Source organism: Marinobacter vulgaris (assembly GCF_003344045.1).
In the GTDB taxonomy this organism is placed as follows: Bacteria; Pseudomonadota; Gammaproteobacteria; order Pseudomonadales; family Oleiphilaceae; genus Marinobacter; species Marinobacter vulgaris.
This window is the reverse complement of the sequence record NZ_QFWX01000001.1, coordinates 378,389-400,071: the sequence shown is the minus strand read 5'-3', so window position 1 is coordinate 400,071 and position 21,683 is coordinate 378,389. Positions and strand designations below refer to the sequence as shown.

The 21,683-nt window shown below is 58.8% G+C and carries 19 protein-coding genes and 1 other RNA gene; 7 read left to right on the top strand and 13 right to left on the bottom strand.

Going from position 1 to position 21,683, the window contains the following annotated elements; genetic code table 11:
* Positions 1-3: 3 nt before the first annotated feature.
* The 3 genes from DIT71_RS01860 to DIT71_RS01850 all read right to left on the bottom strand — a co-directional run bounded on the left by DIT71_RS01860 (position 4) and on the right by DIT71_RS01850 (position 2,421).
* The gene (locus tag DIT71_RS01860; RefSeq protein WP_199490930.1) at positions 4-285 is read right to left on the bottom strand and encodes an RnfH family protein; all 282 of its coding nucleotides are present in this window, start codon (positions 283-285) and stop codon (positions 4-6) included.
* A complete protein-coding gene (locus tag DIT71_RS01855; RefSeq protein WP_114611491.1) occupies positions 282-728 on the bottom strand; it encodes a type II toxin-antitoxin system RatA family toxin in 447 nt (148 codons plus the stop codon). The genes DIT71_RS01860 and DIT71_RS01855 overlap by 4 nt, the downstream gene beginning before the upstream one ends.
* A gap of 76 nt (positions 729-804) precedes the next feature.
* Entirely contained in the window at positions 805-2,421 is a 1,617-nt protein-coding gene (locus tag DIT71_RS01850; protein ID WP_114611490.1) for a sodium-dependent transporter, read from the bottom strand.
* A gap of 179 nt (positions 2,422-2,600) precedes the next feature.
* Between DIT71_RS01850 and smpB the strand changes: the two genes are divergently transcribed.
* The 3 genes from smpB (at position 2,601) to ssrA (ending at position 5,090) form a co-directional block, all read left to right on the top strand.
* On the top strand, positions 2,601-3,080 hold the full coding sequence (gene smpB, locus DIT71_RS01845) for an SsrA-binding protein SmpB (protein ID WP_114611489.1): 480 nt from the start codon (positions 2,601-2,603) through the stop codon (positions 3,078-3,080).
* A 140-nt stretch (positions 3,081-3,220) separates the two neighbouring features.
* Positions 3,221-4,636, top strand: coding sequence for a wax ester/triacylglycerol synthase family O-acyltransferase (locus DIT71_RS01840; protein ID WP_114611488.1), 1,416 nt, complete (start codon positions 3,221-3,223; stop codon positions 4,634-4,636).
* Between the two features lie 90 nt (positions 4,637-4,726).
* Positions 4,727-5,090: a transfer-messenger RNA gene (ssrA, locus tag DIT71_RS01835) on the top strand.
* 238 nt (positions 5,091-5,328) lie between these two features.
* Here ssrA and DIT71_RS01830 read toward each other — a convergent pair.
* Positions 5,329-7,395 carry a PhoX family protein gene (locus tag DIT71_RS01830; RefSeq protein WP_114611487.1) on the bottom strand — a complete coding sequence of 689 codons (2,067 nt, stop codon included), beginning with the start codon at positions 7,393-7,395 and terminating at the stop codon, positions 5,329-5,331.
* Between the two features lie 242 nt (positions 7,396-7,637).
* Entirely contained in the window at positions 7,638-8,909 is a 1,272-nt protein-coding gene (locus DIT71_RS01825; RefSeq protein WP_114611486.1) for an NAD(P)/FAD-dependent oxidoreductase, read from the bottom strand.
* Between the two features lie 250 nt (positions 8,910-9,159).
* Here DIT71_RS01825 and DIT71_RS01820 point away from each other — a divergent pair, with 250 nt between their 5' ends.
* A complete protein-coding gene (locus DIT71_RS01820; RefSeq protein ID WP_114611783.1) occupies positions 9,160-9,759 on the top strand; it encodes an exopolysaccharide biosynthesis protein in 600 nt (199 codons plus the stop codon).
* 133 nt (positions 9,760-9,892) lie between these two features.
* Here the strand turns inward: DIT71_RS01820 and DIT71_RS01815 are convergent, their stop codons facing one another.
* From DIT71_RS01815 to mqo, 5 genes are read right to left on the bottom strand one after another with little or no spacing between them, the layout of a single operon-like run.
* Positions 9,893-10,765, bottom strand: coding sequence for a hypothetical protein (locus DIT71_RS01815; protein ID WP_114611485.1), 873 nt, complete (start codon positions 10,763-10,765; stop codon positions 9,893-9,895).
* A 50-nt stretch (positions 10,766-10,815) separates the two neighbouring features.
* Complete coding sequence (locus tag DIT71_RS01810) at positions 10,816-12,486, bottom strand: acetolactate synthase large subunit (RefSeq protein WP_114611484.1); 1,671 nt, start codon at positions 12,484-12,486, stop codon at positions 10,816-10,818.
* Between the two features lie 38 nt (positions 12,487-12,524).
* Positions 12,525-14,537 (bottom strand): hypothetical protein, encoded by a 2,013-nt coding sequence (locus tag DIT71_RS01805; RefSeq protein WP_114611483.1) that lies wholly within the window; start codon positions 14,535-14,537, stop codon positions 12,525-12,527.
* Positions 14,538-14,590: 53 nt separating this feature from the next.
* Positions 14,591-14,737, bottom strand: a complete 147-nt coding sequence (locus tag DIT71_RS17910) for a hypothetical protein (RefSeq protein ID WP_158538945.1) — start codon at positions 14,735-14,737, stop codon at positions 14,591-14,593.
* 9 nt (positions 14,738-14,746) lie between these two features.
* A complete protein-coding gene (gene mqo / locus DIT71_RS01800; RefSeq protein WP_114611482.1) occupies positions 14,747-16,228 on the bottom strand; it encodes a malate dehydrogenase (quinone) in 1,482 nt (493 codons plus the stop codon).
* A 278-nt stretch (positions 16,229-16,506) separates the two neighbouring features.
* Between mqo and DIT71_RS01795 the strand changes: the two genes are divergently transcribed.
* From DIT71_RS01795 to sorU, 3 genes are all read left to right on the top strand, one after another.
* On the top strand, positions 16,507-17,478 hold the full coding sequence (locus tag DIT71_RS01795) for a calcium/sodium antiporter (protein WP_199490929.1): 972 nt from the start codon (positions 16,507-16,509) through the stop codon (positions 17,476-17,478).
* Positions 17,479-17,625: 147 nt separating this feature from the next.
* Positions 17,626-18,852 carry a SorT family sulfite dehydrogenase catalytic subunit gene (sorT, locus tag DIT71_RS01790; RefSeq protein WP_114611481.1) on the top strand — a complete coding sequence of 409 codons (1,227 nt, stop codon included), beginning with the start codon at positions 17,626-17,628 and terminating at the stop codon, positions 18,850-18,852.
* A gap of 62 nt (positions 18,853-18,914) precedes the next feature.
* A complete protein-coding gene (gene sorU, locus DIT71_RS01785; RefSeq protein ID WP_114611480.1) occupies positions 18,915-19,235 on the top strand; it encodes a SorU family sulfite dehydrogenase c-type cytochrome subunit in 321 nt (106 codons plus the stop codon).
* A gap of 24 nt (positions 19,236-19,259) precedes the next feature.
* On the opposite strand, the gene msrB is transcribed toward sorU, so the two are convergent.
* From msrB to chrA, 3 genes are all read right to left on the bottom strand, one after another.
* Entirely contained in the window at positions 19,260-19,688 is a 429-nt protein-coding gene (gene msrB, locus DIT71_RS01780; protein WP_114611479.1) for a peptide-methionine (R)-S-oxide reductase MsrB, read from the bottom strand.
* 10 nt (positions 19,689-19,698) lie between these two features.
* On the bottom strand, positions 19,699-20,346 hold the full coding sequence (gene msrA, locus DIT71_RS01775) for a peptide-methionine (S)-S-oxide reductase MsrA (RefSeq protein WP_114611781.1): 648 nt from the start codon (positions 20,344-20,346) through the stop codon (positions 19,699-19,701).
* 94 nt (positions 20,347-20,440) lie between these two features.
* Entirely contained in the window at positions 20,441-21,649 is a 1,209-nt protein-coding gene (chrA, locus tag DIT71_RS01770) for a chromate efflux transporter (RefSeq protein ID WP_114611478.1), read from the bottom strand.
* Positions 21,650-21,683 lie beyond the last annotated feature (34 nt).

Sequence of the window (21,683 nt, the reverse complement as noted above, 5' to 3'; positions counted from 1 at the left end):
GTATCAGGCTTTCTTCTTTGCCCGGTTAAGCCGGGCCTGCTTGGGGTCGATTTTGAGCGGGCGGTAGACTTCAACCCGGTCACCGTCCCGCAGCTCATGGGAAGACGGGTTCTTGATCACCTTGCCGAAGATGCCCATATCGTCCCTCTCCGCATCAATCTCCGGGAAAACCGCCGTAATACCGGAACGCTTCACCGCCTCCACCGCAGTGGTGCCTTCCTCCACCTGCAAACGGATGATTTCCTGCCGCTCGGGTCGGGCGAACGCCACTTCCACGTCGATCACAACACACCTCCGCGATAGAGCTCGTCCGCGCGGCGACAAAAGGCATCCACCATGGTTGTCGCGGCCTGGTTGAATACCGGCCCGAACGTCATACGCGACAGTGATCCGGAGAATTCGAAATCCAGGGTCAGAATGACTTTGCAGGCATTTTCATCCAGAGATTTGAAATGCCAGCGCCCGCTCAGATTTCGAAACGGACCGTCCACAAGGCTCATTTCGATGGTATGCGGCAGCAACAGCTGGTTACGGGTGGTCAGACGATGGCGAATGCCACCCCTGGCAATATCCATGGAAGCCACAATCTGATCGCTGCTCTGCTCATGTATTTCCGTATCCGCGCACCAGGGGAGGAATTCGGGATACCGGGCCACGTCGTTGACCAGATGGAACATGCGGTCTGCCGGATGCATAACCAGCGCGGTTTTATCAATCTGATGGGGCATTGGGGGCGAACGTCCTGCTTGATACGTGCTTGAATAAATGACACTGCGGAAGCCAGGCCGGCGAGGCCAGCCTTTATCAGACACTATGATAAAGGATCTCGCCGTTATTGGGACCACTTTCATTGCCATTTGCGCCTTCGAGCTCTCCGTCTCCCTCCGTCTGCACAGGTTCGGCGCCCTCTAGCTGACTGTCCTTGCCCCCTTCGTCTTCGGCTTCCGGAGGATTTTCACCAGCGCCCTGCAGAGGTATCGATTCCGTTGCCAGGACCTCCGCCGGGCCGCACCAAAGGGCAGCGCTCCCGGTACTGCACATGCCAAGCAAGGAGACCGCGGTGTACTGGATACCGATATACGCAACAACCAGGGGGAGCACCAGCCGCATGACCCAGAACCATATGCTCCGGAACAGGCCCGGGGCCGCGCCAAGGATGGTAAAGGTCAGATTGCGCGTCAGACACCAGCCGGCGAAAACAGCGATCAGGATACTCACCAACGGAATCAGCAGCCCCCCTGAAGCCAGCTCAACCCATCGGAACACCGTCCCGCCCGCAAGACGGACCTCTGACCAGGCATTAAAAGACAGCAGAGAGCCAAGACCCAGAAGCCAGACAAGTATCGCCATCAAAAACACCGACCAGGCCCGGGGTGCTCCGGTCCATTCCCGGAACCAGCCGACCACCGGCTCAAGCAGCGACAGGGAAGTTGTCCATACGATCATCACAACCACCAGAAAGACGGTCGCAATCAGGAACTGGCTACCCGGCAGGTCTGACAACGCCACCGGCAGGGAGAGGAAGAGCAGACCAAAGCCACGCTCTCCTTCCGTGGCATTTCCCCCGGGCACAAAGGAGTAGATCGCCAGACCCGCCACAATCGCGATCAGGGTATCCATCAACACAACCGCCAGCACGGAACGCTTCAGTCGAGTGCCCACGGGTGTGTAGGCACCGAACAGGGTCCACACTCCCATACCCAGTCCCAAGGTAAAAAACGCGTGAAATAGCGCGGCCTGAAGACTTTCCGGAGTCACATCAGCGGGGCGGAAACTGAGCATATAGTCGGAGGCAGCGCGAAACTCACCGGCCCAGGCCGCCAGAGCACCCAGTACCAGCAGCATCAGAAGCATGAGGGGTGCTACCACTCGCACCGCACGCTCAAGACCATCGACCACACCCTGTGTGGAAACCCAGATCACCAGTAGCAGAAAAAACCCGTGCCAGGCCATGAATACACGATAGTCGTCGGGATCGGAAACCAGCGCGGAGAGAGTCGCCGCCGCTTCTGCCTCGCCGGCACCAATGAACCGGCCCATAGCGCCGTAGAAAACGTAGGCCAGGGCAATGGCGCCGAACACGGCAGTAAAGGAGAGAACCAGGAGCGCGGCAACAATGCCCATCCTGCCAGCCCATACCCACCAGCGGGAACACCGCGCCCTGCGCACGTACCCGTCCATCGCCAGCACCAGACCGTGGCGGGAATGCCGCCCCATGGTCGCCTCCGTCACCATCAGCGGCAGGGTGATCAGCACCAGGCAGAACAGATAGAGCAGAACGAACAATCCGCCACCGTGCTGGCCGGCCAGGTAGGGAAACTGCCAAACGTTCGCCAGGCCAAACGTTGCACCGGTTGCAGCCCAGAAAAAGGTCGTTGGCCGGGTCCAGGACCCGGTGGGTGTTTCGTACGGTATCGGCATTCCATTCCCTGACGACATCTGAGGAGACATTGTAGCGGAGGAATTACGACCCGTACGACCATCGGCAGAGGCAATCACGCCGATTTCGTGACCGGTCTGGCACTACTGAGCTACAATGCGCGCTTTTCCGGCACAATTACGCCCGATAAATTCCTTGTCCGACTCCGGATCACCGATTCATGAGCAAGAAGAAACCCGGCGCCCCGAGCGCCACCATTGCCCTGAACAAAAAGGCAAAACACGAGTACCACATCGAGGAGCGCTTCGAGGCCGGCCTTGCCCTGCTGGGCTGGGAAGTGAAGTCCCTGCGCGCCGGCAAGGCGCAACTGACCGACGCCTATGTGTTGTTGAAGGATGGTGAAGCCTGGCTCCTTGGTTCCCACATTACGCCGCTGACGACAGTGTCAACCCACGTGATTGCGGATCCGACCCGCACCCGCAAGCTGCTTCTGCACGCCCGGGAAATCGGCAAGATCGTTGGCAAGGTGAACCAGGCAGGTTACACCTGCATTCCCCTGGCACTCTACTGGAAAAAGAACAAGGTAAAGTGCGAGATAGCCCTGGTGAAAGGCAAGAAGCAGTTCGACAAACGCGCCACCGAGAAAGAGCGGGACTGGAACCGCCAGAAGCAGCGTATCTTGCGCGATAATAACGTCTGATCACGAAACCGCACAAATTTACAGATACCTGACACCGGTCAAAGGCAGTACCGGCCGGTGTGTCGCATACTCACTCTCTTTGTTCGGATTTTCAACAGGCCTATACTCGGAGATTCCGGTGCATGGCAAAGGGAGAGCTTATGTCACCCAAACAGATACCTATGTCCTCCATCGATCGCGCGTGGCTGCGCATGGACACCCCGGAAAATCCCATGATGATCTGCGGGATACTGGCCCTTGACCGCTCCATCTCCATCAATCGCCTGAAACGAACGCTCGAGGAACGCTTCCTGTGCTTCCAGCGCTTCCGCCAACGGGTGGTGGACGACGGCGACCGGGCCTACTGGCAGGACGACCCGCTGTTTCACCTCGACAACCACCTGCATGAAATCGCCCTGCCGGGCAAGGCAGACAAAGCCGAGCTCCAGAAACTGGCCGGCGACCTGAACAGCACCTCCCTGGATTTCCGCCGGCCACTCTGGCAAATGCACTACATCAATGACTACGAGGGTGGCAGTGCAGTGATAGTGCGAATTCACCACTGCATTGCCGACGGTATTTCGCTGGTGCGGGTCATGCTTTCCCTCACCGACAAGACCCCCGAGCCCAAACTGAAGCGGGTCACCACAAAACCGAAGGTCCGCCACAAAACAACTTCCACCCTTCAGCGCACGCTGCACCGGCTGGTGGACAGTACCTATACGGCAACCGACCAGGCCAGGCTGTTCATCCACTCGGTGCGCAAAGAGCCCAGCTACCCCCTCAAACTGGCCACCGCCGCCGGCGGCGTTGCCTTTGATCTGATCAAGCTGGGCCTGGCGCCCTTCGAACCAAAAACCGACCTGAAAAGCCCTCTTTCCGGCCGCAAGCAGGTCTCCTGGGGCGAGCCCCTGGACCTCGACGAAGTTAAGGCTTGTGCCAAAGCACTCGGAGGTACCATCAACGACGCCCTGCTCTACGCCACCACCGGCGCACTGCAGCGGCATTTTGCCGCCAACAAAGAACCCATTCCGGAGTGCGGTATCCGGGTAGCCGTGCCTTTCAACCTGCGGCCCCTCGACCAGCCCATTGAGACCCTCGGCAACAAGTTCGGGATGGTTCTGGTAACACTGCCTGTGGAAGTGCAGGACCCGATCATGTGTTTCCGGCAAGTGCAGGAGAACATGAACCGGCTAAAACGCTCCTACCAGGCCCAGGTGACCTACAGCCTCCTTGATTTGTTCGGCCGTGGCCCCGATATCCTTGAACGCCGGGCCCTGGACCTGCTGAGCAACAAGGCCTCGGCAGTGCTTACAAACGTGCCGGGGCCCAAACATGCCCTGTACCTGGCTGGTAGCAAATTGACCCAGCCCATGTTCTGGGTGCCCCAGAGCGGCAGCATCGGCATCGGCATCAGCATTTTCAGCTACGCCGGCACTGTGCAGTTCGGCATTACCGTCGACAAGGCCATCCAGGCTAATCCGGAAGATATCATGAAACACTTCCGGGAAAGCTTTCAGGCCCTGAGCCACGCCGCCCTGGCCGGCCGGGGAGCCGGTGTACGCAAGGCCGGCTAGAGCCTGTAGGTACATCTGGCAGGCCAATCGTACAAAACTGTACAAACAAACCTTGAAGTCCGGCAATCCGGACACATATACTAAGCATAAGGGGACGACATGGCTTCGACGCCGGTGGCGAACCCTTGAGTGCATGTCGAGATGGCAGCGAATCTCGTTAATCCAAAGCTGCAACGCAATAGTCGCAAACGACGAAAACTACTCACTAGCAGCGTAAGCTGCTAGTCGTCCTGACTGGGTCGCCCGTAGCCCAGAGCTACATCTCAGGACGTCATCGCTTACGGGATGCTCCTTTAACCAGAGCTCACTGGTTAGAGGCTAAGATTCAAAGAGCTCGGTTCTTGCACCCTGACTCTCGGGTCGCTTGAACTTAAATCAATAGAGAGACGCTAAACATGTAGACCTCAAGGCTGAGTACTGGCGGACGCGGGTTCAATTCCCGCCGTCTCCACCAACCAAGAGTTTCAGGGGTCCAGCGAGACCCACTGAAACGCCCAAAGCCCCGGAAATGGGGCTTTTTTATGCCTGTCGTATCCATATTGATCCATCGGCATCCTCACCTCTCCCGCCCAGTCGCTACAGAAGGATTGCAGGTGGACGATCTGTCCTTCGAGGAGCACCTTTTGGATATCTCATAAAAAAATAACCGCGAGCCATGTCGCGGTTATTTCGCCATCAATAACGATCGAGACTCAGGAACCGACGATGCCGCCGTCCTTCCTGCGGATTACGATGGTGGCGTCACGTGGGATGGTAACGCCATCGGTTTTGGCCGGGAAGTTTGTCGCTTTCGGATCTCCATCACCCGGGTGTTGGGTGTTGGTGAACAGCGTACCGAAATCAGGCGTTGGGGCCAGCCCCGTTATTTCGTCTGAGTTCACACCCATCAACAGGCGCCGGTATTCACCTGTGTTTGTGTCGAACACAACCAGCTGGTCCTGAAGTCCGTCGGGTTGGCCACCATCGGTGCCGATGAACAGACGGCCGAACGGGTCGGCGAACGCGGCATCCGGGTCGGTAAACACATTGGCACCTTCGTCCGCTGGGGCCTGATAATTGGCGAAAGACAGATCCTGAGAATCGATCGCCGTCTTCGGGTCGTCTGGTGAACGGGTATTGCGGGCCAGCAGGAACAGATTCCAGGTGAACGTCGTCTCGCTGGTATCAGTGGTCGCGATAATGTAGCCATCCGTATTTTCGAAAATAGGGTTGGCTTCGCTGAGCTCGCCCTGGCCATCGTCCTTGCGATCGTTGTTCGTCAGGGTCCAGTAGACCTCTCCTTCTTTTCCGATAGTACTCCACTCCGGGCGATCCATTGGAGTGGCGCCAACAGCGTCTGCCGCGAGCCGTGCATAGGTGAGCACCTTGTCCTGGGTGTCGAGGCCGGCGTTAGCAATTGCAGAATTCGCCGAGGTGAGTTCGATCCATACGCCCGTGCCCTGACCGTCGTTGCCGTTACTGCCCTGATCAAAACGTGCCACATACAACTTGCCATCGTCGAGAGGGCTCATGCCGGCGGCGATGGACTTCCGCCATGGTTCGTTGGATTCGTATTTGTAGCAGTAGTCACCACGCTGGTCATCGCCCATATACACGGCAATCCGGCCATCTTCGAGCTCTTTCACGGCGGCGGCCTCGTGCTTGAATCTGCCCAGGGCAGTTCGTTTGACAGGCGTCTGTGCGCCATCGAAGGGATCGATCTCAACGATCCAGCCGAAGCGATTGGATTCGTTGGCATAATTGCCATTCTTCAGATCGAAACGCTCATCGTACACATGCCAGGAGTAGCCGAAGCCAAACCGGCTAAAGCCATAACGTCCATACGCCTCATCCTGAAGAGCGTCGAAACCGCCGATGCTCGCATCTGATGATCCGAAATAGCCGTTGAAATTCTCTTCGCAGGTAAGATATGTGCCCCAGGGCGTTGGGCCGGAGCCGCAGTTGTTCAGTGTGCCTTGCGGGGTGTTACCGATAGGGTTTTCCAACAATGGACTTCCCGCGACAGGGCCGGAAAACGTAACTTCCGTGTTGCCCGTGATACGGCGGCTCAGCGCGCTTGGCACCACGTCCCACTTGCCACGCCAGTCCCGGCCGATGGCAACCACCGAGACACCGTGGGCCGCCTGTGAAAGCCGGACATCTTCCAGGCTTTCCGGGCTTGCCTTGCCAAGGAGGTGAGGGTTGGTTCCGTATTCATGGTTGACACAGAGCATGCCAGAACTGCTACTGAGCACGCGGCGGCGGGCTTGCGCCGGTAGCTCACTACCGCGCCGGACTTCTGTTGCGAGCACATCCGGCAGATTCGAGGGGAAAAACCACATGCCATCATGGCCAATGCCGATCATCTGTTCCTGCTCTGCGGAAGTCGGGCGACTGCCCGGATCGCCTTCGTAGGGGGCGATTCCCGAGTCCGGGTTGATCGGCGTTCCCCAGGGAATCAGAACCTGATATTCATAGTCCGGCGAGATGGTAATCGTCTTGCCGCCAGCCGCTGTGGCGTCCTTGATGGTCAAGGGTGCGAAATTCAGGAGCGGGCCCCTATTCTGGCCGGGCGCGAGCGATTTGCCCATTCCTTTGGCATAGACCGAAGCCGGTAAAAAGAAGCTGGTAGCCGCCACGGCTAGCGAGCCCTGAAGGAGCCTGCGACGCGACAGTTGCGCGGCCGCGACCTCCTTAAAAGGAGTGCTCCCAGTAGGGTTCGTGGAGATGTCCTCAGATGATTCGTCGAGCTGGTATCCGGATTTGGTTTCAAGCGTCATAGCGTCACGGCTCCTGGCGTTCGGAGAGGAAGAAAGTTTGCCGAGTGCTTCCATTACCAGACACTCAGGCAGGGATAACCCTCGTTGCAGCTTCCCTTCTGAGCGAGAGTGCGCATCGAACTACGGGTCATTTAAAGATAAGCGGTATTTGTTTCACTTTGGCGTCGGAAAGATGACATTAGCTGAGTCATCCGTCCGTTAATCGTGTGAGCTTTACAATGATCGAAGGGGCCGACCGCAGGTCAGCCCTTGATTGAACGAACCGCAGGTTTGGCCATCCACTCGTGACCCTTCAACATGCCGTGCCAGTACAACGTTGGTAGCTGCTTGGCCTTGAGATACCAGGCGGCGCGGGTGGCTTTGGTGCCATCGTTGATCCATTTGGGGAAGCTGGGCTGCAGCACGCCACCGTAGCCAAACTCCGCCAGCACGATCTTGCCGTTTTCTACGGTGAGCGGGCAGGAGCCATAACCCAGGTAGGCTGCCCGCAGGGGCTCATTGCGAAGACTGGCGATGAGATTCTCTGCCACTACCGGCGCCTGTTTGCGAACGGCGGCGGCGGTTTTGGCATTTCCGGTGCCACTGACGTCACCAAGACCGAAGATATTGGGAAAGGTTTTGTGGCGCAGGGTGTCGTCTTCCAGATCCAGCCATCCGCCCTCGTTGGCAAGGGCCGATTCCCGGATGAATTGCGGAGCGCGCTGGGGAGGCACCGCGTGCAGCATCTCGAAATTGACTTCACGGTCCTGGCTGTTGCCGTCGCCATCTGTACTGCGGAACACGGCGGTTTTGGCCGGGCCGTTAACCGCCACCAACGTGCTCTGGAAGTTCACATCGATACCGTATTTCTCAATGTAGGCTTCCAGTGCCGGCACATAAGCCGGCACACCAAACAGCACCGCTCCAGCGTTATGGAACTGAACATCCAGGTTGCCCAGTACACCATGCTTGAGCCAGTAATCCGCGGACAGATACATCGCTTTCTGGGGAGCACCGGCGCACTTGATCGGCATGGGTGGCTGGCTAAACAGGGCCCTGCCCTGCTTGAGATTCTGGACCATGTCCCAGGTATAGCTGGCCATGCCTTCGCGATAGTTCGACGTCACGCCGTTGTTTCCCAGCGCTGCCTCAAGGCCCTCAATGCCGCCCCAGTTAAGTTCCAGCCCCGGCGCCAGCACCAGCGACTCGTAGCTGATGGCTGAACCGTCGTCCAGCACCACCTGGTTATTGTCCTGGTCTACGGCTGTCACCGCTTTCTGATACCAGGAAACAAACTGCGGCATCACTTCCGCCATTGGCTTTGACGTCACTTCCGGGCGGAAAACGCCACCTCCGACCATGGTCCAGCCGGGCTGATAGTGATGCCTGGTGGCAGGTTCAATGATGGCCAGGTCGATACCCGGGTCACGCCTGTGAAGGCTGGCCGCTACGGAAATACCGGCGGCGCCGCCGCCTACGATCACGACGGTGTGCGCTTTGACATCGCCCTTTGCAATGGTTGTGTTGCTGATCATGCCTAGAACCTCTTGTCTTTATTGGTAGCCTGTGGCGCTTGAGATTAATCAAATCCTACCAAACTTTAGGTTCTATCGTTAGATTATTATTGCATATAATATTCCCTGAAAAGCCCTACTCCTTATCAGGACATGCACCGGAGGCCGACATCATAAAATCAGCCAGGCAAAACAGTATGGTCGCCCGGGGCGCATGGAAGCCGATATAATCCACAGCAACACTGATGGATTGTCTTTAGCGGTACTGAACATGGAAAGAAACCACAACGACGCCACCAACCTGCAGCAGCTTCTGGAGCAGATCAGCCAATCGTCAGCAAACGCCGGGCAGGTATCGGTGAAGGATATTCTCAACAGTGTGGGAGAGCGTTCCTTCGGGCCCGTGGTATTGCTGGCAGGACTGATAACCATCGCGCCGCTGGTCGGGGATATTCCCGGTGTTCCGACGGTTATGGGGATGATCGTGTTACTGACGCTCGGGCAACTGTTGTTCCGGCGCCACTCGATCTGGTTGCCCGCGTGGGTATCGCAACGCTCGGTGCCACAGGAGAAGCTGCTGAAGGGCGTGGACTGGCTGCAAAAGCCGGCACGATTCCTTGACCGCTGGACAGGACAGCGGCTTGTGTTCCTGGTGGACGGGCCGGGGCTTTATGTTATGGCGGTTATCTGCATGCTGGTGGCCATGATCATGCCGGCAATGGAAGTCGTCCCCTTCAGTGCCAATGGCGCGGGAGCAGCGCTGATGGCCTTCGGGCTGGCTATCGTGGCAAGGGACGGGTTGCTGGCAATACTGGCAACGTCTTTTACGGTAGTCACGGTAGGGTTCGTGGTCGCCAGTCTGGCGGGATAGCGCCGGGATTCAGTAAAAAAAAGAGCCGTCCGATGGCTCAAAGATGCAGAGGAGCCGGAGCTCCGATAGTCGCTTTCAGGGACTAACACACCTTCAGTACATCAGAAGAACATGACACGATTGTGACAGCGGATCAGCTTGACGCGTTTTTCAGGTCTTCAAAAAACCGGTTCGTGCGCACGCTGATGTCATTCAGCTTGGCGTCCCACTTCTGCTGGTAGCTATTGAACGACTCGTCGCTTAAACGTGAAAACCGGGCGCCGGCCTCTGCCAGCACGCGTGAGCTGTCAGCGAATACATCAAAGTCCGGCTCATCCAGCCTTTCGCTGCTCTGCTCCAGATCGTTGGCAGTCTGCTGCAAAGCACTGCGGTCTCGGGCGGGAGCCTGCTGATTGTCTTCCAGGGCCTGTTCAATGGATTTCTCGAGTTCTTCCATAAAGTCCTGCAGGGCACGGCCATAGCTCTCCATGGCTTGCCGGGCCTGGCGACTGGCTTCGTCGGAATAGGCTTCAAACTCACGGGCCATGGCGTCCATCTGCAGGGCCAGGTCGCTGGAAGACCGGCTGAAGGTCGCTGACAGGCGCTCTCCGAGCTTGTTGATTTCGCCCATCAGGCCGTCCAGGGGTGAGGGGTTCATGATGGCTTCGCCGGTGCGCTGGTAGTCCACCAGCCAGCCACCATTGAGTTCCACAAGGTGGGTCATCACTTCCCGGCGTTGCCCCGAAGTGCCGTTTGCGGGCGGCAGGCGGGTAACAATCGTGGCTTTGCGGCCGTCAATAACAACCCGGCCGAAACCGGGCACGGTGTCCAGCCAATCACGGCCATAGCCGTCAAAGCCGGAAGGCGCAGCAAGCGTTGACAGATCGGCAACAGCATCGGCATCGTTCTCGGCCATCGCCTGCCAGAATTCGGCAGCCACTTCCTGGGGCGTCTCCGGTTTGCTGCATCCGGCAACCATAGCCAGAACCAGCGACAGTAACGCCATCCTCAACCACGTTTCAGTCATTCACCCACCCTCAGACTCATATCAATTCAGAGCGGATGATACTACACCGGCTAGAGGTTGCAGGTGAGCTTTACCAATTCTTCATCAAACACCCGGCGGTTTTCGCTGTAATCCACCGGGACTTCAATCAGCTGCACACCGCCTGCGGTCAGGGCTTGTTTCAGCGTCGGCTGCAGGTCCTCGGTGCGTTCAATGCGATGGCCGATGGCGCCGTAGGCTTCGGCGTACTTCACGAAGTCCGGGTTGTTGTAATCAAGCCCGAAATTCTCGAAGCCTTCCTGGGACTGTTTCCACTTGATCATGCCATAGGCGTTGTCATTGATGATCAATATGACCAGATTGAGCTTCAGGCGCACCGCGGTTTCCAGCTCCTGGCTGTTCATCATGAAACCACCGTCGCCACAGACCGCCATCACCTTCAGATGTGGATACAGCATGGCCGCCATCATGGCACTGGGCAGGCCGGCACCCATGGACGCCAGGGCGTTGTCCAGCAGTACGGTGTTGTTGTCGTAGGCCGGGTAATTGCGGGCGAACCAGAGTTTGTACATGCCGTTATCCAGCGCGATGATACCGTCTTCCGGCATCACCTGGCGCACGTCGTAGACGATGCGCTGGGGGATAACCGGGAAGCGGCCTTCATCGACCTTTTCGGACAGGTGGCAGTCCACCGCAGCCTTCACCTCCATGAAACGGGTGAAATCATGGCTCGAGCACTGGCCACAACGTTCAGCCAGGTGCTCGACACTGTTGGCGATGTCTCCCACCACCTCATGCTGGGGAAAATAGACCGGGTCCACATCTGCGCTGCTGAAGTTCACGTGGATGACCTGCTTGCCACCGGGCTTCATGAAGAAAGGTGGTTTCTCCACCACGTCATGCCCCACGTTGATGACCAGGTCGGCGTGGTCGATGGCGCAGTGAACAAAGTCGCCGGAAGAGAGCGCGGCGTTGCCCAGATACCGCGGATGGCGCTCGTCCACAACACCCTTGCCCATCTGGGTTGTAAAGAACGGAATACCCGTGACGTTGACCAGGTGGATCAGCGCCTGGGACACGCGTTTGCGATTGGCACCCGCACCAATCATGATCAGCGGGTGCCTGGCCTTGTTGATCATGTCGCAGGCGGTGTTGAGGCTCTTTACGCTGGCGGTGGGCCGGCGGGCATCGCTGGGTTCAAAAATATGAGTGTCGGCATCGGCCACTTCCGCGGCAATATCCTCGGGCAACTCCAGGTGGACGGCGCCAGGACGCTCTTCTGAGGCAATACGGAAGGCTTCCCGCACCTTGGCGGGGATAGTATTGGCGTTGCTGATCTGGCGGGTGTACTTGGTGAGCGGGCGCATCAGGTCCACTACATCCAGAATCTGGAACAGGCCCTGTTTCGATGATTTGATGGGTTTCTGGCCCGAAATCATCATCATCGGCATACCGCCAAGCTGGGCGTAGGCAGCCGCGGTCACCAGGTTGGTAGCGCCGGGGCCGAGGGTAGACAGACATACACCCACGCGGCCGGTCAGGCGCCCGTAGGTGGCAGCCATGAAGCCCGCCGCCTGTTCATGACGGTTGAGGACCAGCTCGATACCGGATTCACGCAGCGCCTCCAGAAAATCGAGGTTTTCCTCGCCCGGGACCGCGAAGATGTACCGGATTCCCTCGTTTTCCAGGGCATGAACAAAAAGCTCTGCACCGTTTCTGCGATTGTCGGCCTGTGCGGTCATCCTGTCTCCTGTTATCTCAACGCCTGTCGCCTGGGAGCTCAATTCCCCCCTGGCTCGGCCTGAAACGAATCAGCCGGTAGCCGGTCACGGCCCCAGCTCTGATGGACGCGATCGATCACCCGCGCCAGCTCTTCCCTGCCCACTTTTGCGGGTTCACCACGCTCCAGCGGATCGTAGTGGAAGATGTACAGTCGTGATGCAAACTGCTCAAAAGGCAGTGAGGCCTCACCGAAGCGCTCGCCCTTGGTGGCCGTGCTTACCTGCACATCGCCGCCCCAGTGCTGACCACTGTCGTTGTTGGGGTTGTAGAAGTACACCCGCATCACGTTATCCGGATCCAGATTTGCCCGCAGTATGGTGATTGCATGCCAGCCAATAAAGCGTGCAGCGCTGTCGGTGACGGCGACGCCTGCCGGTTGCGGGTGCACAAGGGGCTGATTGCCGTTGTAGTGCGGGTGGTAGCTGGCATAAAAATGCCTCAGAAACCCTTCCAGATCCTGCAGCTTGCCGGTCGCGACATCGACATTGATACTGAAGCCGCGCCCGGCAGACCAGCCGTGGAACTCCGGATTCACCCAGCGGTGGGGATCGCCCTCACGCCCGATACAAAGACGTCCCATTTCTGCATAAATGCGGTCGAGATGAGGCACAACTACCAGAGACACCGGATCAAGGTCCAGGGTGACCGCCAACGCAACGCCGCCACGGCTGGAAGCCGACGACACCGGCGTGCCCTCAAAATGCATGATGATTTCGTTATCCCGGGCCGCCCAGGTGACCATCTGCAACAGATAATCCGGATCGTTATAGGCCCACATGGATAGGGCGCGGGCAGACTGGCAGGTGGGGTTGTTGCCCTGCCCCACTCCCAGGGGCTGGCCCAGCATGTTCAGAACGCCCTGTATCAGCCAGGCCTTGGGCTGGGGGTTATAGCCATAGGCAAGCTCAAGACGGTGCCGGGCTTCCGGGCACAGGGAGAGCGTCGTCTGCCGCCAGAGCGCCGGTGCGACCGGCGGCTGGTACAGAATGCCCCGTTCGAGCAGCAGTGCCAGGCCGTAGATGCCCTGTGCCGTTTCCGGAAATATGCCCTCGCGAATCAGCGTCAGCACCAGATCCCGATAATGCAGGAGGCAATCCCGCCCGGTCATGGAAAGCCCGAGCGATTCAGCGATCAACGCATCCTGGTTCTCCAGAATGAATCGGATAAACGTTGCGTGATAGGGCGAAACCAGCCCGGTATCGTGCATGGAACGGGCAAAGCCGGTGGCCTCCCCCTGGAGAGCGCTTGAATCCATGTGACTCAGACGCTCTTCATACACCTCAATGCCGGGATCCTCGCGGCAGGCCTGAGTCGGCCCGTAAAGGCTGGAAATCAGACGCTCTGCACCCTGCCCGGCACTGCCCATGTCCACTTTCGGATCGCTGCGGCAAACGGCAATCTGGGTGATCATCTGGCGAACACCACCTACCTGGATAGGCCGCTGCTGGAGGATGCGCCAGATTTCATCAATCAGGCGATCTACCACATGCTCGTAACCGATGCTGGTCGCCACATAGTCCAACACGGAGCGGCTGATCAGCCCCAGCTTGCCCTGCTGACGCTCCGTCTCGCCGCCTTCACCAAAAAGCAGGGTGAGGTTAATGGCGAGCACCTGGGTCAGGTAGTGATGGGCCTGCTCGGCCGACATGGACTCATGAGGGTAGTCACCCATCGCCACCGCAAGCAGGCGAAGCTCGCTCATGGCCTCGACAAGAACAGTGTCGGTTTCGGTGCTCTGAAGGGAAAACGGGGTAAGCTGGGGTTGCAGAGTGGTCGGCTCCGCCCAATCCGACCCCAGGAACACGCCGGCTTTCTCAAGCCGCTCTGCACGGTCCCGAACGGCCTGGCACCCGCCGGGCTGTAACAGCACCTGCCGAACCACATCAAACAAAGGGGGCAAGCTGGCGGCTTTGGCGAAGCTGCGGCTCTCATCGAGAGCCGTGATCGCATCATCCAGCTGTTGCACCAGCTTGTCGGCGGGTGCCGGGCTGCCGGCATCGGAATTGCTCAAACTGTCTTCCTCAGGATCTGAACCAGACCCGTTGTTGTAAATTCCTTGCGGAATTATACATAGAAATCCAGCTCCTCCTGATGTTTCAGCAAATCTCTCATCTCATAGGGCTCTTCACCAAAGAAATAGACCACGCCCAAGTTGGCGCCACAAAGGCTGCCAAGCGGGTGCTGCCAGCACTTCTGCCTGTTCTGGTTCAATTTGTAACATCACCCCAGTTTCAGGGTTGAGAGCGTGCGTTCCCGCACTTTGTTGAGTAGCTGCTCATCATCCACCAGCGACTGCCCATAGGATGGCACCATCACTTTCATGCGCTCCTGCCACTCGGACGTCTTCATACGTTCCGGGAAGCAGCGCTCGATCACATCGATCATGGCGTGGGCCGCGGTGGATGCCCCCGGCGATGCCCCCAGAAGGGCTGCCAGGGTGCCATCCTTCGCCGCTACGATTTCGGTGCCAAACTCAAGTTTTCCGCCGCCCTCCGGGGATTTCTTGATAATCTGCACGCGCTGGCCGGCCTCCTGCAGGCGCCAGTCCTCTTCCTGGGCGTCGGGGAAGTAGTTGCGCAGTGATGCTACACGGTCACTGTGCGACTGGAATACTTCGCCGATGAGATAACGGGTCAGGTCCATGTTGGTGCGGCTTACGGACAGCATGGGGCGCAGATTGGTGGAGCTGACCGATCCGAACAGGTCGAACATCGATCCCTTCTTGAGGAAACGGGTGGTAAAGCCGGCAAAGGGGCCGAACAGAAGTGCCGGCTCGCCGTTAATGATGCGGGTATCCAGATGCGGGACGGACATGGGTGGCGCGCCGATCGGTGCCTTGCCGTACACCTTGGAATTGTGCTGTTTGACAATTTCCGGCTTCTGACATACCAGCCATTGTCCGCTCACCGGGAAACCGCCATAACCTTTGGATTCGTCGATGTCGGATTTCTGCAGCATCGGCAATGCACCGCCCCCGGCGCCCAGGAATACAAACCCGGCCTCCAGCTTGGTCTGCTCGCCGGTTTTCTGGTTCTTCACCCGCACTTTCCAGCGGCCGTTGTCGCGCTTGGCAAGGTAATGAACCGGGCTACTGAGCATCAGCTCGAAATTCGGCGTGGATTCGAGGAATTTCACCATGCTGCGGGTCAGGGAGCCGAAGTCCACATCCGAACCATGCCTGATCCGGGTGGCAGCCACCCGTTGCATCGGGTCACGGTTTTTCACCACCAGCGGCATCCACTCTTCCAGCTCCCTGGGTGATTCGGTGTACTCCATCTCGCGAAACAGGTGATGGGCGCTGAGCTTCTCGAAACGGCGCTTGAGGAACTTCACCCCGTCTTCACCCCAGACAAAACTCTGGTGCGGCGTGCGGTTAATGAATGTTTTGGGCTCCGGCAGGATGCCCTGCTCGACCATATGGGACCAGAACTGCAGCGAGACTTCGAACGAGGCATTGATTTTCAGCGCCCGCTCGATGGTTACCTCGCCATCCTCGCTTTCCGGTGTGTAGTTCAGCTCGCAGTAGCCGGCATGGCCGGTGCCTGCGTTATTCCATCCGTCGGTGCTTTCATGGGCCACGTGGTCTAAACGTTCCACCATGACGATGTCCAGGGAAGGATCCAGCTGCCTGAGCATCATCCCGAGGGTGGCGCTCATGACGCCACCGCCGACCAGCACTACATCTGCCTGTCTAACGGCCATTGGTTATCACCCTAGCTAGTTTAAAGCCTGTCACCCGTCCACGATCAGCAGGGGGCGCTTGAGATTGTGGCGCGATTATCCAGTTTTTCACCCAGAGAATAAATTGCGATGATCAACTGTTGGCCAACATACTGATTTTACGAACAGTGGCCGCGGGTGGGTCAAAGGTTTAAAATGCGCCCGCCGGGCGTGCTGTCATCATTCTCGCGCCTGCGGGCCAGGATATCACCGCCACTTTAGTCTCATACCGTGGGGCTTCCACCATCAGGGCTTCTTTTATGCTACTGGCATTTGCAGCAATCATTGCTGGTCTGGTTCTTCTCGTCTGGAGCGCAGACCGATTCATCGAAGGTGCGGCGGCAACCGCCAAGCACCTGGGCATGCCGTCACTGCTGATCGGCATGGTGATCATCGGATTCGGCACGTCAGCGCCAGAGCTGGCGGTGTCGGCGATGGCGGCCCTGGACGGCAACCCCGGGCTGGCACTGGGCAACGCCTATGGTTCGAACATCACCAATATTGCGGTGATCGTCGGCCTTACGGCCGTGATCGCTCCCATTGCCGTGCACTCCCAGGTAATCCGCAAAGAGCTGCCATTGCTGCTGGTACTGACTGCGATTGGCGGTTACCAGTTGATCGATGGCGAACTGACGCGCCTCGACGGCTGGGTGCTGCTGGGGGTGTTTGCTGTAGTGATGGGCTGGTCCATTTACCAGGGTATTCAGGGCAAGGGCGATTCACTGATCGGCGAGACCGAGTCGGAGCTGGTTGCCCATCCGATGCCACTGAAGAATGCACTGATCTGGCTGGTGGTTGGCCTGGTCCTGCTGCTGGTCAGCTCCCGCATGCTGGTCTGGGGGGCGGTATTCATTGCCCAGAGCCTGGGCGTCAGCGATCTGATCATTGGCCTGACGATCGTTGCCATCGGCACCTCGCTTCCGGAACTGGCGTCGGCCCTGGCGGCGGTGAAGAAAAACGAGCACGACCTGATACTCGGCAACATCGTGGGGTCGGGCATTTTCAATACCCTGGCTGTTGTCGGCCTGGCGGCGACCATCCAGCCGCTGGCAGTGGATATGGAAGTGCTTTACCGCGACTGGACGCTGATGACAGCGCTTACCGTCGGCCTCCTGGTAATGAGCTTTGGGCTTAACGGCAAATCGCGCACCATCGGGAGGCCCTACGGCCTGATACTTCTGTTGGTGTACGTGGGCTACGCCAGCTATCTGGCGTCCACTGTTATTCGCTAGAGCGCATCACTTTTTAATGGAAAAAGCGTTGATCAAATATTGAGCATAGTCTATGGATAGTCTATAGGTAATAAGGATATAACCTGCCCTTGGCAAAGAGGTACAGGGCTCCACCGTCCAACGACAAACCTAATAAGGAGACGGACTATGCAACAGGATAGATTCCTTCACCGGGGCCCGAACGATCCAGGGCTGGAAAGCCCCGCTCGCCGACGGCTGCTGGTGGGCAGCGCCGGTGCCATGGCGGCAGTAAGCCTGCTCGGTTTCATCCCCCTCGCCAGGGCGGATGAACCGAAATCATTACCGGATTATGCAGCATGGAAAGAGCGCAGTGCCCTGATCGTCCACAGTACCAACACCATGGAAACCGAGCGCGGTGCAATCGGTAACGGTGTCATCACCCCCAGCGACCGCCTGTTCGTGCGCAACAATCTGCCGGCACCTCCGGCAACGATTACCGATGATCCCGACGCCTGGGAAGTCAACATCGAGGGCGTCCGTAATCCACGCAAACTCACCGTGGGCGAACTTAAGTCCATGGGTGTGACAACGGTAGCCTCGGTACTGCAATGTTCCGGTAATGGCCGCGCATTCTTTCCCCATGGCGCCAGCGGCACCCAATGGTCGGTTGGCGCCGCCGGTTGTGTCATGTGGACAGGGGTGCCGCTGAAAGATGTGGTGGAAGCCCTGGGCGGGCCGGATTCCGACGCCCGCTACATCACCAGTACCGGGGGCGAATCACTGCCCGAGGGCCTCGATCCGAAGACCATCGTGGTTGAACGGTCGGTGCCCACCAGAGCCCTGGACAGCGCCCTGCTGGCCTGGGAAATGAACGACGAGCCCATGCCGCACACTCATGGCGGTCCGCTCCGCATGGTGGTTCCAGGCTACTACGGCGTTAACAACGTCAAGTACGTCAAGACCATAGCCTTCACCGAAAACCAGACCGATGCCAAGATCCAGGCCTCCGGCTACCGCATCCGGGATGTGGGCGAGAAAGGATCCCCGGACCAGCCGTCCATGTGGGAAATGAACGTCAAGTCCTGGGTTACCGCTCCGCTTGAAAGCGGTCGCAGCGGTCGCAATATGATTTATGGCGTAGCCTTTGGCGGCACCGTTGCACTCGATAGGGTGGAGGTGTCTCTGGACGGTGGCAAAAACTGGAAACAGGCACGGTTCCTGGGCCCGGATCTGGGCCCCTATGCATGGCGTCCGTTCGTGATGGCCGCAGACCTGTCACCCGGCGAATACCGGATTGTCAGCAGGGCCACCGATACCCAGGGCAACAGCCAGCCAGAGGGCAGGACGGAAAACGAGCGCGGTTACGGCCACAATGGGTGGAGTGACCACGGGGTCACGGTCACTGTCAGTTAACAGAAGGCGGGGGCCGGATCCGGAGTTTTCCGCCCCCCTGACCGATTCCAGGTACACCGACTATGAGAAAAACCGTCGCTGTTTTATCAGCCGGTCTGCTGGGCTTTGGCTGCCTGGCTGAGGCCAGTGAAACCGACACAGGAAAGCAGGTATTCGTCCAGGAGGCACAGCCCTCCTGCACCATTTGCCACGCCCTTTCGGATGCCGGCTCTGAGGGCGCCATCGGCCCGGACCTGGATGAACTGAAACCCACCCGCGACCAGGTCATCAACGCGGTGACCAGTGGCGTCGGCGTCATGCCGGCCTTCGCTGACTCCCTGTCATCGGAGCAGATTCAGGCCGTGGCCGACTACATCGTTAAAGTTACCGCAAGCCCCGAATAGCAGCTGGCTGGCCAGCAGACGACGCTAGTCCCGGTTTTCCCGGAACACCAGCGCCACCGAGTTCAGGCAGTAGCGCTGCCCGGTGGGCGGCGGGCCGTCGGGGAACACATGCCCCAGATGGCTATCACACCGTGGGCAGCGGACTTCCGTGCGCGTCATACCCATACTGTTGTCGTCAATGTAGCGGATATGATCCTTGTCGAAGGGCTGGAAGAAACTGGGCCAGCCAGTGCCGGAATCAAACTTGGAATCCGAGCTGAACAACGGCAGCTCGCAAAGCCGGCAGTAATAGACGCCGGGATTCTTGTTATCCAGCAAGGTGCCGCAGAACGGCCGCTCGGTGCCATGGTCCAGCAACACGCGGCGCTCTTCCACGGACAGGCTGGCAGCCTTTTCATCAATCTCTTCGGGTGTCAGCGGTGTCAGGTCGTAACCTGCAGCAGAAACGCTCATTGCAGCCTCCTCAGGCAATATCATTATCGGTATAACCGGGCTTCAGCCGGTCACCGAATGTGTCCACAAGCTTTTCCATCTTTGGTGCTGCGACAGCCATGATGTAGGGCTGATAGGGATTGCGGGCCGCAAAATTCTGATGGTAGGACTCGGCCGGATAAAATGCCTCCAGGGGCTCCAGGGTGGTTACCACCGGATCCTCGTAAACACCGGCGGAATTGAGCTGGCGAATATAGGCCTCCGCTACCCGCTTCTGGTCTTCAGATTCATAGAAGATTGCCGAACGGTACTGGGTCCCGCGATCATTACCCTGACGATTGAGCTGGGTGGGGTCATGGGCCACGGAGAAAAAGACTTTCAGGATCTCTCCGAAGCTGACTGTCTGCGGGTCGAAATGGACATCCACCACTTCGGCGTGACCGGTCTGCCCGCTGCATACCGCCTCATAATTAGCGGTCTCGGCGGCACCTCCGGCATAGCCGGATTCCACCCGGCTAACCCCGCTAACCGCCAGGAAAACCGCCTCCACACACCAGAAACAGCCACCGCCAAGCACCACTCTCTGCTCGCGGGAATCACCGGCGGGCAAATCCTGTTCCGGTTCCGGAAAGCGGCTTTTCGGTACATTCAGGCCTGGAATATTGCAGGATGTCGACATATCAGCTTCTGCCTCTGAGTCATTCATTAATGCGCGTGTAGTTACACCCAAGTGTGGCCTCACTGACGCGGTTTGGCCACCCCTGACACCGAGATCAGAAAAGCATCAAACCAGCCAGCGCGCTACCGGGCGCCAGAATCCACACCGGCACCCGCCACAGGGCCAGGCTGACCCAGGCCAGCATGACAAATGCGATTGCGGCGGAGCTATTTACGGCGGATGTGAATACCGGATCATATAGTGCCGCCAGCAACAGCCCGACAACACCCGCGTTTACGCCGGCAAGTGCGGCCCGGGCAAGCTCATGGCTGCGGATATACGACCACAGGGGAAGGCCGGCAAACACCAGCAGGGTCCCCGGCAGGAAAACAGCAACAACGGCCACCACGGCACCGGCCCACCCATTCTGTATGCCCCCCAGAAACGCGGAAAAGGAAAACAGCGGCCCCGGCATCGCCTGGGCAACCCCGTAGCCGGCCAGGAAAGTGTCTGCGGGCATCGCGCCGGAGGCGACAAAACCCTCCTGCAGCCAGGGCAGCACCACGTGCCCGCCGCCAAACACCAGGGCACCGGCACGATACAGCTCCGCCCAGATCCAACCGAGCGAGCCCGGGGAAATCGGCACAAACGCCAGCATCAAAAGCCCGGCAAACACGGCGAAAAAGACCATGGGGCGCCGGGTCTGCACGGGGATGGTCAGCGTTTGCGACGACTGTTGTTGCGGCAGTTTCAATACCGCACCCGCCGCGCCGGCGGCCAGGAGGGCAAGAATCTGCATCCAGGTCGCACCCACCGTCAGCAACAGTACCGCCACCAGAACTGCAATGGACAAGCGGGGACCATCGGGACACAGGGTCCGGCCCATTTGCCAGACCGCCTGCGCCACAACCGCGACTACAAACAGCTTGAGGCCGGTTATCCAGCCCCCTTCCCCGGCCTCCGGCCACAGGCCAAGGCCAAGCGCAAACAGTGTCATCAGCAATGCCGATGGCAGTGTAAAGCCCAGCCAGGCTGCGGCCGCACCACGGTAGCCACGCTGCAGAAAGCCGAGGGTCAGGCCGACCTGGCTGGATGCCGGGCCGGGCAATAACTGGCACAATGCCACCACCTCGCCATAAGCGGAGTCCGATAACCACTGCCGGCGTTTGACGAATTCTTCATGGAAGAAACCGAGGTGGGCGGCGGGCCCGCCAAACGAGGTCAGCCCAAGCCGCAGAAACAGCAGGAAAATGTGCCAGGGAGCCAACGCCCCGGCAGGGGACTCGTTTGAATCGGTATCCTTGGAGAAGACATCCCTGGACATGGAACTCTCTGTCTGTGACAACGTGTATTAAGAA

Bases quoted from the DNA above. Each gene is read 5' to 3' on its own strand.
- DIT71_RS01815 (WP_114611485.1), bottom strand. From the start codon at position 10,765: ATGACTGAAACGTGGTTGAGGATGGCGTTACTGTCGCTGGTTCTGGCT.
- msrA (WP_114611781.1), bottom strand. From the start codon at position 20,346: ATGTCGACATCCTGCAATATTCCAGGCCTGAATGTACCGAAAAGCCGC.
- smpB (WP_114611489.1), top strand. From the start codon at position 2,601: ATGAGCAAGAAGAAACCCGGCGCCCCGAGCGCCACCATTGCCCTGAAC.
- DIT71_RS01830 (WP_114611487.1), bottom strand. From the start codon at position 7,395: ATGACGCTTGAAACCAAATCCGGATACCAGCTCGACGAATCATCTGAG.
- msrB (WP_114611479.1), bottom strand. From the start codon at position 19,688: ATGAGCGTTTCTGCTGCAGGTTACGACCTGACACCGCTGACACCCGAA.
- sorT (WP_114611481.1), top strand. From the start codon at position 17,626: ATGCAACAGGATAGATTCCTTCACCGGGGCCCGAACGATCCAGGGCTG.
- mqo (WP_114611482.1), bottom strand. From the start codon at position 16,228: ATGGCCGTTAGACAGGCAGATGTAGTGCTGGTCGGCGGTGGCGTCATG.
- DIT71_RS01810 (WP_114611484.1), bottom strand. From the start codon at position 12,486: ATGACCGCACAGGCCGACAATCGCAGAAACGGTGCAGAGCTTTTTGTT.
- DIT71_RS01855 (WP_114611491.1), bottom strand. From the start codon at position 728: ATGCCCCATCAGATTGATAAAACCGCGCTGGTTATGCATCCGGCAGAC.
- DIT71_RS01840 (WP_114611488.1), top strand. From the start codon at position 3,221: ATGTCACCCAAACAGATACCTATGTCCTCCATCGATCGCGCGTGGCTG.
- sorU (WP_114611480.1), top strand. From the start codon at position 18,915: ATGAGAAAAACCGTCGCTGTTTTATCAGCCGGTCTGCTGGGCTTTGGC.
- DIT71_RS01795 (WP_199490929.1), top strand. From the start codon at position 16,507: ATGCTACTGGCATTTGCAGCAATCATTGCTGGTCTGGTTCTTCTCGTC.
- DIT71_RS01825 (WP_114611486.1), bottom strand. From the start codon at position 8,909: ATGATCAGCAACACAACCATTGCAAAGGGCGATGTCAAAGCGCACACC.
- DIT71_RS01820 (WP_114611783.1), top strand. From the start codon at position 9,160: ATGGAAAGAAACCACAACGACGCCACCAACCTGCAGCAGCTTCTGGAG.
- chrA (WP_114611478.1), bottom strand. From the start codon at position 21,649: ATGTCCAGGGATGTCTTCTCCAAGGATACCGATTCAAACGAGTCCCCT.
- DIT71_RS01850 (WP_114611490.1), bottom strand. From the start codon at position 2,421: ATGCCGATACCGTACGAAACACCCACCGGGTCCTGGACCCGGCCAACG.